Source organism: Streptomyces sp. UNOC14_S4 (genome assembly GCF_020740835.1).
Classification (GTDB): domain Bacteria; phylum Actinomycetota; class Actinomycetes; order Streptomycetales; family Streptomycetaceae; genus Streptomyces.
This window is the reverse complement of sequence record NZ_JAINFC010000199.1, coordinates 1-12,522: the sequence shown is the minus strand read 5'-3', so window position 1 is coordinate 12,522 and position 12,522 is coordinate 1. Positions and strand designations below refer to the sequence as shown.

The 12,522-nt window shown below is 73.2% G+C and carries 14 protein-coding genes; 7 read left to right on the top strand and 7 right to left on the bottom strand.

All coding sequences use genetic code 11. From position 1 onward, the window contains the following. Together K6I34_RS19035 and K6I34_RS19030 are read right to left on the bottom strand one after the other, a co-directional pair. A partial coding sequence (locus K6I34_RS19035) for a helix-turn-helix transcriptional regulator (protein WP_229327485.1) occupies positions 1–621 on the bottom strand: 621 nt, incomplete at its 3' end. A 176-nt stretch (positions 622–797) separates the two neighbouring features. Next, positions 798–1,448 carry a DUF1963 domain-containing protein gene (locus K6I34_RS19030; RefSeq protein WP_229327484.1) on the bottom strand — a complete coding sequence of 217 codons (651 nt, stop codon included), beginning with the start codon at positions 1,446–1,448 and terminating at the stop codon, positions 798–800. A 217-nt stretch (positions 1,449–1,665) separates the two neighbouring features. Here K6I34_RS19030 and K6I34_RS19025 point away from each other — a divergent pair, with 217 nt between their 5' ends. Further along, positions 1,666–2,187 carry an NUDIX domain-containing protein gene (locus K6I34_RS19025; protein WP_229327483.1) on the top strand — a complete coding sequence of 174 codons (522 nt, stop codon included), beginning with the start codon at positions 1,666–1,668 and terminating at the stop codon, positions 2,185–2,187. Positions 2,188–2,214: 27 nt separating this feature from the next. Here K6I34_RS19025 and K6I34_RS19020 read toward each other — a convergent pair whose 3' ends face one another. Beyond that, positions 2,215–3,705, bottom strand: coding sequence for an alkaline phosphatase family protein (locus tag K6I34_RS19020; RefSeq protein ID WP_229327482.1), 1,491 nt, complete (start codon positions 3,703–3,705; stop codon positions 2,215–2,217). A gap of 123 nt (positions 3,706–3,828) precedes the next feature. Between K6I34_RS19020 and K6I34_RS19015 the strand changes: the two genes are divergently transcribed. Continuing rightward, positions 3,829–5,379 (top strand): hypothetical protein, encoded by a 1,551-nt coding sequence (locus tag K6I34_RS19015; protein WP_229327481.1) that lies wholly within the window; start codon positions 3,829–3,831, stop codon positions 5,377–5,379. Positions 5,380–5,396: 17 nt separating this feature from the next. On the opposite strand, the gene K6I34_RS19010 is transcribed toward K6I34_RS19015, so the two are convergent. Then, the gene (locus K6I34_RS19010; protein ID WP_229327480.1) at positions 5,397–5,870 is read right to left on the bottom strand and encodes a DUF6314 family protein; all 474 of its coding nucleotides are present in this window, start codon (positions 5,868–5,870) and stop codon (positions 5,397–5,399) included. A 207-nt stretch (positions 5,871–6,077) separates the two neighbouring features. Here K6I34_RS19010 and K6I34_RS19005 point away from each other — a divergent pair, with 207 nt between their 5' ends. Next, on the top strand, positions 6,078–6,743 hold the full coding sequence (locus K6I34_RS19005) for a zinc ribbon domain-containing protein (protein WP_229327479.1): 666 nt from the start codon (positions 6,078–6,080) through the stop codon (positions 6,741–6,743). A 57-nt stretch (positions 6,744–6,800) separates the two neighbouring features. On the opposite strand, the gene K6I34_RS19000 is transcribed toward K6I34_RS19005, so the two are convergent. Further along, positions 6,801–7,832 (bottom strand): hypothetical protein, encoded by a 1,032-nt coding sequence (locus K6I34_RS19000; protein ID WP_229327478.1) that lies wholly within the window; start codon positions 7,830–7,832, stop codon positions 6,801–6,803. A 94-nt stretch (positions 7,833–7,926) separates the two neighbouring features. On the opposite strand from K6I34_RS19000, the gene K6I34_RS18995 reads away from it, so the two are divergent. After that, on the top strand, positions 7,927–8,367 hold the full coding sequence (locus tag K6I34_RS18995) for a MarR family winged helix-turn-helix transcriptional regulator (protein WP_229327477.1): 441 nt from the start codon (positions 7,927–7,929) through the stop codon (positions 8,365–8,367). A gap of 63 nt (positions 8,368–8,430) precedes the next feature. Here K6I34_RS18995 and K6I34_RS18990 read toward each other — a convergent pair whose 3' ends face one another. After that, a complete protein-coding gene (locus K6I34_RS18990; RefSeq protein ID WP_229327476.1) occupies positions 8,431–9,513 on the bottom strand; it encodes a DUF1259 domain-containing protein in 1,083 nt (360 codons plus the stop codon). A 279-nt stretch (positions 9,514–9,792) separates the two neighbouring features. Between K6I34_RS18990 and K6I34_RS18985 the strand changes: the two genes are divergently transcribed. Together K6I34_RS18985 and K6I34_RS18980 are read left to right on the top strand one after the other, a co-directional pair. Continuing rightward, complete coding sequence (locus tag K6I34_RS18985) at positions 9,793–10,227, top strand: hypothetical protein (protein ID WP_229327475.1); 435 nt, start codon at positions 9,793–9,795, stop codon at positions 10,225–10,227. Positions 10,228–10,309: 82 nt separating this feature from the next. After that, complete coding sequence (locus K6I34_RS18980; protein WP_229327474.1) at positions 10,310–11,158, top strand: maleylpyruvate isomerase N-terminal domain-containing protein; 849 nt, start codon at positions 10,310–10,312, stop codon at positions 11,156–11,158. 28 nt (positions 11,159–11,186) lie between these two features. Here the strand turns inward: K6I34_RS18980 and K6I34_RS18975 are convergent, their stop codons facing one another. Next, the gene (locus tag K6I34_RS18975; RefSeq protein WP_229327473.1) at positions 11,187–11,693 is read right to left on the bottom strand and encodes a hypothetical protein; all 507 of its coding nucleotides are present in this window, start codon (positions 11,691–11,693) and stop codon (positions 11,187–11,189) included. Between the two features lie 286 nt (positions 11,694–11,979). On the opposite strand from K6I34_RS18975, the gene K6I34_RS18970 reads away from it, so the two are divergent. Further along, complete coding sequence (locus K6I34_RS18970) at positions 11,980–12,240, top strand: hypothetical protein (protein ID WP_229327472.1); 261 nt, start codon at positions 11,980–11,982, stop codon at positions 12,238–12,240. Positions 12,241–12,522: the final 282 nt, after the last annotated feature.

Sequence of the window (12,522 nt, the reverse complement as noted above, 5' to 3'; positions counted from 1 at the left end):
GGCCAGGGCCGGGGCAGCGGTGTCCGTGGCGAGGGCGGTGTCCGTGTCCGTGTCCGTGTTCGTGCCCGTGGCGGGGACAGGGGCACCGCAGTCCGCCGGGTCCAGGTGCTGGGGGAATCCGGCGACCTGCTGGGCCGCGGGCTGCCCGCACAGGACGCACGGCTCGGGCACGGCCAGCGCTCCGGCGTCGTCCGGTCCGGATGCCGGAGCCGCGGCCTCGGCCGGTGCCGGGACGGAGGCGTGCGGCGCGGTGGCGACGCCCTCCTGCTCCGGAGGGGCGGCAGGGACGGACGGCGCCTCAGGGGCCGGCGGAGCAGCGGCCGCCGCTTCCGGGGCGGCGGGAGCGGAAGCGGAAGCGGGGGAATCCGCCGTATCGCCCAGCTGAGCGGCAATGCCGTCGAGCAGCCTGGCGTACGCGGCACGGGTCGGGCCCTGCGGCTCGCTGCGGCCGGTCTCCCAGCCCGCCACGGTCGTACGCGCGACGCCCAGGGCGTCGGCGACCTCGGCGCGGGACAGCCCGTAGGCCGTGCGCAGCCGTTCCCGCTCGGCCGGTGCGGGCAGGTCCACGCGGCGCGGCCCGGACTTGAGCAGAGCGGCGACCGGGTCGGGCTTGGGGGGCATGGCGTGGAGTTCCTCGCTCCCGTCGCGCAGGGTCGGCGCGGGTCGTTCCAGGGGCTGACGTGCCCGACTCTAACGCATGACAACAGTGCCCATCCGGGGACGAACCTGTCGGTGGCCTCGGCCGTTCCCGTGCCGTTCGCGCGGCCGGGAGAGGGTGGCTTCCGCGTACCGGCCGCTCAGCACTGCCACAGGAACACGGCCTGTGCGCAGGGGACGCACGCGAAGACGTAGGCGCTGCCGCTGCCGAAGTTCATGGCGGTCAAGTGGTCGGGGCCCTCCTCCAGTTGGGCGGCCAGGGACATGGGGCGGGAACAGGCCGCGCAGGTGGGTGTCTCGTCGTGCTGGAGCCAGGACGGGGTGCCGCCGATCTGCCCGAGGACGTGGTCGTAGGCCCTGCGGCCGGTCCGTTCGCTCCAGGCCTCCGACGCGTCGGCGTAGTCGGGCTCGGCCGTGCGCTCGTAGGTGACGGCGCGGACCGCGCCCAGCAGCAGCGCCTCTTCGCCGTCGTCCTCGCCGAGCTCGGGCAGGGGCAGCGGACGGAGTCCGTCGGCCGGGAGGAGCAGGGCGCGGTTCCCGCCGCCGTCGGGCTCCCATTCGTCGCACATGCCCGGGTCGTTCTGGCACATGAAGAGGGCGAGGAGACCCGTGTCCGCGCCGGTGGCGGCGCCCTGGTCCGCCAGGAGTATCTGCGCCAGGAACTGCATCGGCCCCTCGCAGGTGGCGCAGCGGGGCCAGTCGGTGCCGGGCGGGGCCAGCGGGACGCCGCCGGTGCGGGTGACCGGCGCGTCCTCCGCGACCGGGCCCGCGTCGATCATCAGGGTCGTCATGCGGCCGACTATAGGCGGCACCTCTGACAACGCCTCGTGGCCGGGGAGCGGGGCGGCGGCTTCCTTGCCCCAGTCCCACTTCGTCCCGGTCCTGCTTCGTCCGGCGGAAGAAGCACCGGAACGCGGAGGACATGGACCCGTAACCGTCCCTCCCCGTGCCCTTCACCCGTACGGCCCAGTTGGGAAGCAGAGGGCACAGTGCCGGAAGGAGAGTCCCTTGGCCAAGCAGTGGTTACCAGTCGAGCAGTACGTCGCCGGTCTGCCGAAGGCCGCCGTGTACGGCTGCCTGTTCTTCACCGACACCGCCGGGCGTCCCCTGCAGCTCCTCTCCTCCGTCCATGGGGGATGGCAGTGGCCGGGCGGCGACATGGATCCCGGGGAGTCCCCGTGGGAGACGGCCGTACGGGAGTGCCGGGAGGAGACGGGGCTCGTCTTCACCGGCCCTCCGCGTCTGCTCGCGACGGAGTTCATGCCGGTCGGGCAGTGGCCGGTCACGAAGGTCGGGTTCGTCTTCGACGGCGGTGAGCTCACGGACGAGGAGCTCGCGCGCATCACGCTCGACCCCGAGGAGCACTCCTCGTTCGAGGTCCGGACGATGGACGAGTGGGCCCAGGTGCTGGACACGCGGGCCTGGGAGCGGCTGGCTGCCGTCAACCGGGCCCGCCGGACGGGCTGTCCGGTGTACCGGGAGATGCGGCGGGACGTGTGCGCCGACCACCGGCCCGGCCCCGCCGCCTGACCGCTCGACAAGAGCGGGCCGGCCCGGTCAGCGGGTGCGCGGCCGGTGACCGGGCTCCTGGCGGGGCATGGTCTGGGTCGTCGGTACGGCCGGGGGCGGCAGGGTCGCCGCCTCCCTCTGTTCGAGCTCGTAGAGCGGGGCGGGGTCGGGCAGTTCGGGAAAGGAGGTGTCGCCGTGCGACAGGCGGAGGGCGGAGGTCAGATCGCCGACCGTGCGGCGGCGCCAGGCGCTGATGTTGGGTTCGCGCACACCGAAGCGGCGTTCCAGCAGGCGCAGGGTCGAGGTGTGGTCGAAGGTCTCGCCGCACACCCAGCCGCCCCGGCTCCACGGTGAGATCACGAGTGCCGGTACGCGGAAGCCGAGGCCGACCGGACCGGCGGTCCCGGCCGCTCCGGCGGGCAGCGGGGAGACGGTGATCCACTCCCCCGGTGTTCCGTCCGGCGCGGTCGGCGGGGGTACGTGGTCGAACCGGCCGTCGTTCTCGTCGTAGGCGATGACGAAGACCGTCCCCGCCCAGGTGTCCGGGCGCGAGCCCAGGGCGTCGAGGATCGTGTACATGTACTCGGCTCCGGCGGAGGGGTAGTGCTCCGGGGCCTCGGCCGCCTCGGGGAGGCCGTAGACGGACGGCAGGTACTGGGCGTCGAGCCAGGTGACCGACGGCAGGTCGTCGCCGCGGATCATGTCGGCGACCTGCGACGGGGAGTACGGCACCATCGCGTTGTCGTACAGGGGGTCGCCCGGCCGGGCGTCCTGGAAGGCTTTGAACCAGCCGAGGTCGGTGTCGGGCGGATACGCGGTGCAGTACCGCCAGCTGACGCCCGCCGCCTGGAGCCGCTCGGGGTAGGTGGTCCAGCGGAACCCCGTGGAGTGGTTGTCGACGACGGGTCCGCCGTGCCGGCCGTCGGGGTCGACGGTGCCGCTGATGGCCATGACCCGGTTGGGGTGCGTCGGGCCGAGGACCGAGCAGAAGAAGTGGTCGCAGACGGTGAACGCGTCGGCGAGCGCGTAGTGGAAGGGCAGGTCGTCGCGCGTGTAGTAGCCCATGGTGAACGGGCCGTGGACCGGGCCGTCGGCGGCGCGGTGGGTGGGTACCCAGTTGTCCATGCGTCCGCCGTTCCAGGAGAGGTGCTGGGACGGCCAGGAGTGGCTGGTGCCGTAGGCACGGATGGCGTTGGTGGTCTTCGTGTCGTTGTGGAAGGGCAGCAGATAGCCGTCGGGATGCCGCGGGTCCGGCTGGTGGAACACCGAGCGCCCGTCGGGCAGGGTGACGGCGTCCGGGTCGTCGAATCCGCGGACGCCCTGGAGGGTGCCGAAGTAGTGGTCGAACGACCGGTTCTCCTGCATCAGGAAGATGACGTGCTCGATCCGGTCGAGCGAGCGCAGCGGATGCCGGGGTGCGGCGAGCGCCTTGCGCAGTGATCCCGGGAGCATGGACATCCCCGCGGCTCCGGCCACCGCGGTGGCCGCGGCTCCCAGGGCTCTGCGCCGGGTGAAGCCGTCGGTCGGTTCGTCTCGCATACCGCGTTCCTCATGGTCGGCCGGAGTGGAGCGCAGGACGTGGAAAGGGCCGGAGCGGCGCCGTCGCACCGTGTACGGACGGCGGGCCGCGGGCCCTCGTGACCGGGTGCGATGATCCATGGGATGACGTACGTACAGGTGATACCCCGGGCTCCGTTTCCCGAAGCCGGCAGGCCGGTGAACGCCCGCGTGAGCGCGGACGGGATGTGGCTCGACATGCGGTGCACCGTCCCGGCTCCGGGCTTCCGGTCCCGCGTCGCGGTGTACCGCGCGGACGACTTTTCCCTGCGGGAGCTCCTGGATCTGGAGCAGTACGTCGAGAGCACGGCCTTCCACCCTGTCCTGCCGCTGCTCGCCATCGGCACCGAGGCGGGCGACGACAGCGAGCGGCGGGGCCAACTCGTCCTCTACGAGCCCGGGTCACGGCACCGGGTCACCGTGTCCTTCCCCGACGTGGGGGTGACGGAGGTCCACTGGCTCGACGAGCACAGGCTGGAACTGACGCTCGCGGAGCCGGACCGCCACTACGAGCGGGACGGCGAGGACGGCTACGTGCAGTGCGTCGTCGAGCGGGACGAGTGGCTGGGCGTCACCGGGGAAATCGGCCTGGGGCCCCGGACCGCGGTGGACGTGGACAACAAGTACTGGACGTCGCGTGGCTCCCGGCGGTGGGAGACCCTGACCGCGCTGGCGCCGGGCTGGTCCCCCCGCCGCGCGGTGACGGCCGTCGAGGGGCTCCGCGACGGCCGGATGATCGCCGCGCTGGACGAGGGTGTCCTGCTGGAGTGCTGGTCGCCGTCCGGCGCACCGCTGTGGTCCGCCCCCGTGCCGGACGAGTTCCTGCACCGCTCGGGCAACCAGCTGTACGTGGCGCCGGACGAGGAGACGGCATGGGTCGCCGTCCATGTCGGGGACAGCGCCGACCGGAAAACCCTGCTGCGGCGGCTCTCCCTGGCGGACGGCGAGGTCCTCGCCGAGCGCCGCCTCGGCTTCCCCGCCGCCTTCGCCTCGCGCGCCGACGGCGCGTGGGCCGCCCGGGACTCCCGTGAGCTCTTCCCTCCGGCGAGGTGGCCGCCGTCCGAGACGCCCGTTTTCACGCCCACCGGACGGCAGTTGGCCTCCGTCGCACTGGGCGAGTGCGACTCCTCGTACGCGTTCCGTGTCCGCCGCTCGCCACACCTGCTGTTCCTGCTGGGGGTCGGCGACGGGCCGCACCCGGAGAAGTGGGTGGCCGAGGCGACGCCCCGCGGGGTCGGGCAGCTCTTCCCACTGCGCTGGGACCCGGAGCGGTCGGGGCCGGTCCGGGGCGCTTTCGGGGCGTACGTCGTGGACGGCCTCGGTCCGGGCCTCGTCCACACCTGCGTGACCGGCGACGGCACGGACGGCACGTATGTCGTCCGGCGCGCGTTCCCGCGGGGCGACACGGTGTGGGCGTACCGCGTCGACGCCGAGGTGACCGGACTGGACGCGCACGCCGGGCTCGTCCACGTCGTGACCCGCGCGCGGGAGCTGCTGACGCTGCGGGCGGCGGACGGCGAGGTGGCGGGCCGTCGGCCGACGTCGGCGGACGGCCACGTCTTCACGCCGACGTCGTTGGGCACCGCGCCGGGCGGCGAGGTGCTGATCGGCACGGCGGAAGGCCGGATTCTGGTCCCGCGCCGGGCAGCGTCATGAGCGGCCACCGGGTGGCGTCATGAGCGGCGCCGGTAGACCGAACGCTGCGTGCGGTCCTTGGCCGGGCCTGTGGTGTGCCAGTGGACGTGCCATTCGTCGGGCGAGACCACGGTGAAGGTGCCGTCGTAGCGGTCGCGGCCGCAGGGGTGGCGTACGGTCCACCGGCCGGTCCGCAGGTCGAGGCCGTGGAAGGGCCTGCCGTCGGCGAACGTCACCTCGGCGGTGCCGTCGGGCGCGGGGAGCAGCCGGAGCGTACGGCCCGCGCGGTTGACCGTACCGCCCCAGTCCAGCTCGCCGTCCTCGACGTGGAGGACACATCCGGCATCGTCGTCTTCGGCTTCGGCCGGGCGGAAGTCGGCCGTGCCCCGGAAGGTGCCGGTGGTGCCCGTGTCGGCGTCGTGGAGGGTGCGGTGCACGGTCCACGTCCCGGTCAGGTAGGCCACGGCGTCGGGCACACGGGTCGGAGCCGGTTCCTGGGCGGTGGTGCTCATGCACCCATTGTCCACGGACACGGAGGGGAACCGGGTCGTGCCTGCGCGGGCCCGTGCGGGCGCGGTCAGGCGGACGTCCCGTCTGCGGGGAGTTACCCCGTACGAAGGATGAAGTGCCCGTCGGCTTGTCGGTTTTCGGCTCGTCAGAACCGGTTGTACGGCACCGGGCGTCGTCCGGCTGAAGAGTGGCGGTCCGAGCCGAGGAGCATGACGGTGAGCACGGAGATCTATTTCGCCAGCAACTACCGGGATCTGTGCGAGCACTACGGCACGGCCGCGGGTTTCCAGTTCGAGTTCTCCTGCTGGCGCTGCCACGACACGTGGCGCTCGCCCTTCGAGCCGTACCACAGCGGGCGGCTGGCGAGCTGGCTGAGCCGGGCCGTCGGGATGGCGACGGGCGCGTTCGGCCGGGTGGGCAGCGGGGTGTCGACCGCTGTCGACGGGCTGGCCGGTTCCGGGTGGAGCGGTGCGCGCGAGTCCGCGCTGGCGCGGGCCGTCGAGAGCGCCAAGGCGCACTTCAACCGCTGCGGGCGGTGCAGCGTGTACGTGTGCCGCCGCTGCTGGAACCCGGAACAGGGCCTGTGCCTCACCTGTGCCCCCGACACGGCGGGCGAGATGATGGCGGCCCAGCAGCGCGGCCTCAACGACATGGTGTCCCAGCAGGCCTACGACCGCGGCCAGAAGCACGGCCACGACTTCGACGCGGCCACACCCCGGCAGCTGGTGTGCCCGCAGTGCCGCACCGAAGCACAGGGCGGCCGCTTCTGCCCGGGCTGCGGGCACCAGCTGGCACAGCGGACGGAGTGCGCCGGCTGCCGCGCGCCGCTGCCGGACGGGGCGGCCTTCTGCCCGGGATGCGGGACGCGGCGATAGCCCCCTCCTCAAAAACGCACCCCTGCACGGGGACCGCCGCCGGCCGCGCGCCGTCGGTCACACGCCGACCGCCTCCTCCATCTCCTCCTCCGCCTCGGCGGCACGGTCCTCGGGCTCCGGCCGTGCGCGGCGGGACTCCACGGCCCCCGCGACGGCGAGCACCGCGGCACCGGCGAGCAGCCACAGCATCAGCGTCCAGACATGGCCGTCGAGGCCCGCGCTGTCGAAGTAGACGAGGCTGCGGACGCCCTCGACGAAGCCGGCGCCGTTCCAGAAGGAGTGCAGTCCGGCGAAGAAGCCGTTCTGGAGTTCAGGGCGGTAGACGCCGCCCGCGCTGGTGAAGTTGAGCATGACGAACAGCACCATCACGCCGAGCGTGGTCCAGCGCTTGAGGAAGGTGTGGAGGCCGACGCCCATCAGCAGGATGCCCGCGGAGTAGGCCCAGGCCATGGTCCACAGGCCCCACATGCCGTGGTCGACCAGGTGGAAGACCGGGCCCGCGAACAGCACGCCTATCACGCTGACGGCGAGCGAGACGGTGCCCGCGAGCACCGCCCTCTGGCGCATCGGCAGCGCTCCGCCCGCGCCGCCGAGCACGGCGACGGAGGCGTACGAGCCGATGCTGAGCGCGACGAGCAGGAAGAAGATGCCCTGGCCGGTCGGGTCGCCGTCCGCCGGGGGCACGACATCGGTGATCTTCAGCGGGGCGCCCTGGCGCGCCGCGACGGGCGCGAAGGCCTTCTCCACCGCCACGGCGGTGGTGTCCGACCCGGCGGACGCGACGAGCAACTCGGGGGCGCGCTTGTCGGGCACGTAGGCGCCGAAGACGCGTCGGTCCTTGAGCTGCCGGACCGCTTCCGCGCGATCGGCGACGGTCCGTACGGAGAGCTTGTCGCCCGCCTTGTCGGCGATCGCGTGGGCCAGGGCCCGGGAGCTCTGCCCCGAGCCGACCACGGCGACGGGCAGCTCGTGCGGGGAGGGCTGGGAGAAGGCGCCCAGGTAGGCGAGGCCCATGCCCACGCACATCAGCAGCGGGGTGATCAGGTGGGTCAGCACGTGGCGCAGCGCGCCGCCGGGGGTGGGTCTCATGGGCGTGTTCCTCGGTCCCTTCGACGGGATAGTTGGCAAATACAACTCTTTCTCTAGGTTGTACTCTACAACCACATGGCCGAAAGGAATCCCCGTGCCCCCTCGTGACCAGTCCGTGGAGACCATCCAGCGCGAGATGACCGCCTTCGCGCGGCGTGCCCGCGCGACCGCGGCCCGTATGCATCCGGAGCTGTCGCTGGTCTCCTTCACCGTCCTCTCCCACCTGGAGGACCGGCCGGGCTGCCGGGCGACGGATCTCGCGGCCCACTACCTGCTCGACAAGTCGACGGTCAGCCGCCAGATCGCCACGCTGGAGCGCCTGGGCCTCATCGAACGGCGTGTCGACCCCGCCGACCAGCGCGTACAGGTGCTGCACCTGACGGAGGCGGGCACGGCGACGCTCGCCCAGGTCGCGGCGAGCCGCCTCGCGGCGTTCCAGGAGCGGCTGGGCGACTGGGACGAGGCGGACCTCGCCCGCTTCGCGGGCTATCTGCTGCGGTACAACGCGGCGTACGAAGCCGCCGGGCGGCCGTGACCGCCCGGCGCGGCCCGGCCGGAGGCCGCCGCGCCCCGTGGCGCGGCGAGGCCGCTCCCCCGCCTACTCCCCTGCCTGCTCCCCCGTATGCCCTTCCGTATGCCCTTCCGCGGGCGGCGGCTTGACGTTGGTGACGTCGACGGCCCGGCGGAGGGCCTTGGCGATGGAGACCGCGTCCCCCACCGCCCAGAGGTGGGTGAAGAACAGGCGGGGCTCGTCGGTCAGGCCGTGGTTGTGGACCTCGACGACATGGATCTTGCCTCGGACCAGCGCCTTGAGGACGTCCTGGACCTCGTCGGCGACCATGACGACGTCGCCGTTGAGCGCCGCGCGGCCGTCGCCCAGGGGCTGGAAGTTGAAGGCGCTGGTCGCGCCGATTCCCGCGGGCAGGACCATGCCTCCGTCGACGATGGTCTCGCGGCGGACGAAGACGCAGCGCCAGACCCCGTTGCTGTTGGTCCCCTTGGTGCCCAGCGCGGCGTCGATCCCGTCGGTGTCGAGGTCCTCGATCGGGGTGTCCTTGCGCGGCGGCGGGCCGGACGAGGCGGGCGGCGGGGTGTTGGTGCGGTCGATCGCCGCGCGCACACCCCGGGCCAGGCTCTCCGCGTCGCGGCTGTGGCCGTGGACGTGGGTCCACCACAGGTCGGGGCTCTGGGCGAGCAGGTGTTTGTGGATGGCGGTCTGGTCGATCCCGTGCCGCTGCAGCCCTTCGAGCAGGTGCTGCAGCTCACCCTCGGTGGCCACCAGGTCGCCCATCATGAGGGTGCTGCCGTCGGAGTAGCGCACGAAGGACGCGCTGGAGACCAGCGCGAGGGTCGGTTTGACCGCGACCCCGTACGAGACCACGCGCAGGTCCGTGCGCGGGAAACCGACGTGGTAGGTCATCCCGCGCAGCATGGAGCCCTGACGCCCGATGGCGTCCGCGACACCCCGCCACTGGGCCTCGGTGGTGGTCACGGGGTGGAGCCGGGCCTTGTCGGCCTTGCCGGCCTGGCCCCGCCGCGGGCCCGGCTGCGGGACCGGCCCCCGCGCGGGTGCGGTGCGGGCGGCGGCGGGTGTGGCCCGGGCCAGCACCGGCATCAGAGCCGCGGCGGCCACCAGCCGCCGCGGCAGGCCCCCGACCCGCTTTTGAGCGCCACTCAGCATACGAACGCCTCCTCGGGACCGATGGAACCATGGCGGAAGTGCGGACGCATGTGACGACGCATTGTCTCTGGTGCTGGTGGTGCCGGTGTTCCCCCGGACGGCCTCCGGAGAACCCCGTCCGGAGCTCTTTCCGGACCTCCTTCCGAGTGCACCGGTGCCCGCGTCCCGTGCGCGCGCCCGAACCCGAGGCCCCGCACCGGGTGCGGGGGTTAGGCATGTGGTGACCCCGGGTAGGGAGTGCTGGTTGTGTCGCACACAGGTTCCCCGAAGGAGTCAGCCTTGTCGCAGCGTGCCTTACGTCCCGGCCGCCTCGGCCGTCCCCGTCACCTCGGCCGTCTCGGCCGTCTCGGTCTCGCCGCCGTCACTGCCGCCGGCCTCGCGGTCTCGGTCGCGCCCGCCGCGCAGGCATCGACGCCTGCGAAGTGCCGCAAGGGGGACTTCTGTCTCTTCAGCGGGCCGCACCGGACCGGGAAGGTGCTCTACCGGCTCGACGTGAAGGTGACGAGGACGGGCTTCTCGTTCCCCGAGGTCGACGCGCTCGAACCGCCGGTCGCGCCGCGGTCGGCGTACAACCCGCTCCCCGACTCCTTCGGCTGCATCGTGCGGCTCAACGACAAGGCGCACTTCGCGGGCGACGAGCAGGAGATCCAGGGCTTCGGCGCCGCGGAGCTGAGCGGCGCCCTGGTGGCCTCGATCACGCCCGACTGCGGCTGAGCGCCGCACTTCCTCCCAGGGCTGTCCCCCGCGGTCCCCCGGCGCTAGTCTGTGCGGCCCGTCGGCCGACTGGGGGTGTGCCATGGGCAGTTTCGATCCCGTGACCGAGCACGCGAGGACCCGCGCGGCGCTGCGGGCCGCGGTCGCGCGGCTGGCACGCCTGCTGCGCGACATCCCCGATCCGGACGCGCCGTCCGGGCTGCCGGAGTGGTCGGTGGGTGACGTCGCCGCGCACCTCGGTGCCGTGTATCTCGCGTACTGCTCGGCCTTCACCGGCGAGTTCACGGGCTGGGCGGACGTCCTGCCACCGGACGACGGGCCGTTCGTCGAGCGGATCACGGCCGTGAACGCCGAGGCCGTGCGCCTCTTCGGCGACGACGAGCGCCGCCGTCTCGGGGACTTCGTCGCCGAGCGGGGCGAGACCTTCCTGCGGGTGACGCAAGGCCTCGCCCCCGACGCCCCGGTCGCCGCGCCGTGGTACGGGCAGCGCACCGTACTGACGCTGGCGACGGCGACCGGGCTGCTGCTCAGCGAGAGCCTGCTGCACGGGCTCGACATCGCGCGCCGCACCCGGCTGGCGTGGGCGATCGACCCGGACGAGGCGCGGCTGGCGCTGGGGCAGGTGATGCCGACGATGATGCCGCTGGCCCTGGACGTGGCGCGGGCGCGGGACGTGAGCCTCGCGTACGACGTCGTCATCAGGGGCGGCCCTCGGCTCGCGGTGGTCATCGACGGCGGCGCGGCGACGGTCGTCCGCGACGCGCCACCGCGTGCCTACGACTGCCGGATCACGGCGGCGCCCGTCGCCTTCCTGCTGGTCGCCTTCCGGCGTACGCCCGTCTGGAAACCGGTCGTCCGCGGCCGGATGCGGGCGGGCGGGCGCAGGCCCTGGCTGGCCCCGCGCCTCACCCGCCTCGTCGCGAGCCCGTGACCTGTACAACCGGCATGGCGGTCGGCGGTCAGTCGAGCTCCCGCGCCGGCTTGTCCTTGCCCGGGACCTCGTCGGGGGCAAGGATCCGGGAGTCGCCGGGGTAGGGCCTGCGCCAGCCGGTGGCCTCGTACCAGTCGACGCGGTTCATCTGCGCGGGGTTGACCTCGTCGAGCTCCGGTTCGGTGCCGCCGGTCGCCTGCCGGGCGCTCCACTGTTCCCACTGCCGCGCGAGCCGCTCCATGCCGTGCGGCACGCGGAGTTCCCCGGGCGGGCCCGCGCCCGGCTTCTTCAGCCCGTGGTCGAGGGGGACCTGGTTGGGCAGCGCGGTGAAGGGCGTGGTGTCGGGGGTGCGGGTGAACGCGTCGAACATCGGCTCGGCGGCCCGGTCGAGCTGGTTCATGGGCTGGATGCCGAGGATCTGCTCGATGGTGGTGGGGCCGCCCGTACCGGCCGCGGCGGCGGCCGTGGAGATCAGCGCGGCGGTGGCGGTGAGCGCCAGGACGCCGAGGCGTCTGTGTCTGCGCAGCCTTCTCATGACGAGACGGTACGTCTGACATGAGCATGTCGGTAACCCGCGGGACGTGGCGCGCGGGCGTCGGACGGGTGTACGACATCGGAAGGGAACGCGGCGCCGGAAGGGGGTGCGGAGGCCCTTCCGTGGCGTCGTCGTCCTCCGGCGGACCGCACGGGCCGTTCCCGTGGGGCGGGCCGCAGCGGTCGGGGGCGTCACCCGGGAGGAACCGTCCGGGCAGGAACGTGCAGTCGTCCGTCACCCCCCAGTAGTCGACCCGGGCGCGCAGCCGGGGGTTGGGGCGCCTGCGGTGGGCGCGGCGCAGTTCCATGCGGCGGTCGATGCTGTCGGCGGGCCAGTCGCGGCTCACCTTGTCCGCGCTGATGTTGCGGGCCGCGCCGATGTCGGCGACCTTCATGCCGCGGTCGCGGGCCTGTTGCACGACCGCCGCGTCGAGGTCGGCGAGGTCCTTGCCGAGCTCCGCCGCGCCCTTGAGCAGCGACAGGGACAGGGAGCGCAGCATGGCGGGCTCGGCGAGCGCCGTGCGGTCGGCGTGCGCGCGGTCGCGTAACTCCTCGACGCGCTCCATGACTTCGTCGAGGATCTCGCGGACGTAGTCGTCGTGGCGCGCGGTGTCCGGGGTGGCGCGCCGCCCTCCGGCACGGTGGAAGGCGGTGCGGCATTCCGCGCTGCAGTACTTTCTCGGTCGCCCCGAACCCGTGGAAGGAGTGACCGGGTTGGGACAGCCGGGGTTGCGACAGGAGGCCGGCTCCGCGCCGTTCGTCATGGCCGGGATGGACCTTTCGGGGCGTGCTGCGGACGAGGGGCGTCTACGGGAGGTGCGGGCGGGTCC

Excerpts from the sequence above, each read along its gene's own strand:
- K6I34_RS19030 (WP_229327484.1), bottom strand. The coding sequence starts at position 1,448 with ATGACGACCCTGATGATCGACGCGGGCCCGGTCGCGGAGGACGCGCCG.
- K6I34_RS19020 (WP_229327482.1), bottom strand. The coding sequence starts at position 3,705 with ATGCGAGACGAACCGACCGACGGCTTCACCCGGCGCAGAGCCCTGGGA.
- K6I34_RS19015 (WP_229327481.1), top strand. The coding sequence starts at position 3,829 with ATGACGTACGTACAGGTGATACCCCGGGCTCCGTTTCCCGAAGCCGGC.
- K6I34_RS19010 (WP_229327480.1), bottom strand. The coding sequence starts at position 5,870 with ATGAGCACCACCGCCCAGGAACCGGCTCCGACCCGTGTGCCCGACGCC.
- K6I34_RS19005 (WP_229327479.1), top strand. The coding sequence starts at position 6,078 with ATGACGGTGAGCACGGAGATCTATTTCGCCAGCAACTACCGGGATCTG.
- K6I34_RS19000 (WP_229327478.1), bottom strand. The coding sequence starts at position 7,832 with ATGAGACCCACCCCCGGCGGCGCGCTGCGCCACGTGCTGACCCACCTG.
- K6I34_RS18990 (WP_229327476.1), bottom strand. The coding sequence starts at position 9,513 with ATGCTGAGTGGCGCTCAAAAGCGGGTCGGGGGCCTGCCGCGGCGGCTG.
- K6I34_RS18980 (WP_229327474.1), top strand. The coding sequence starts at position 10,310 with ATGGGCAGTTTCGATCCCGTGACCGAGCACGCGAGGACCCGCGCGGCG.
- K6I34_RS18975 (WP_229327473.1), bottom strand. The coding sequence starts at position 11,693 with ATGAGAAGGCTGCGCAGACACAGACGCCTCGGCGTCCTGGCGCTCACC.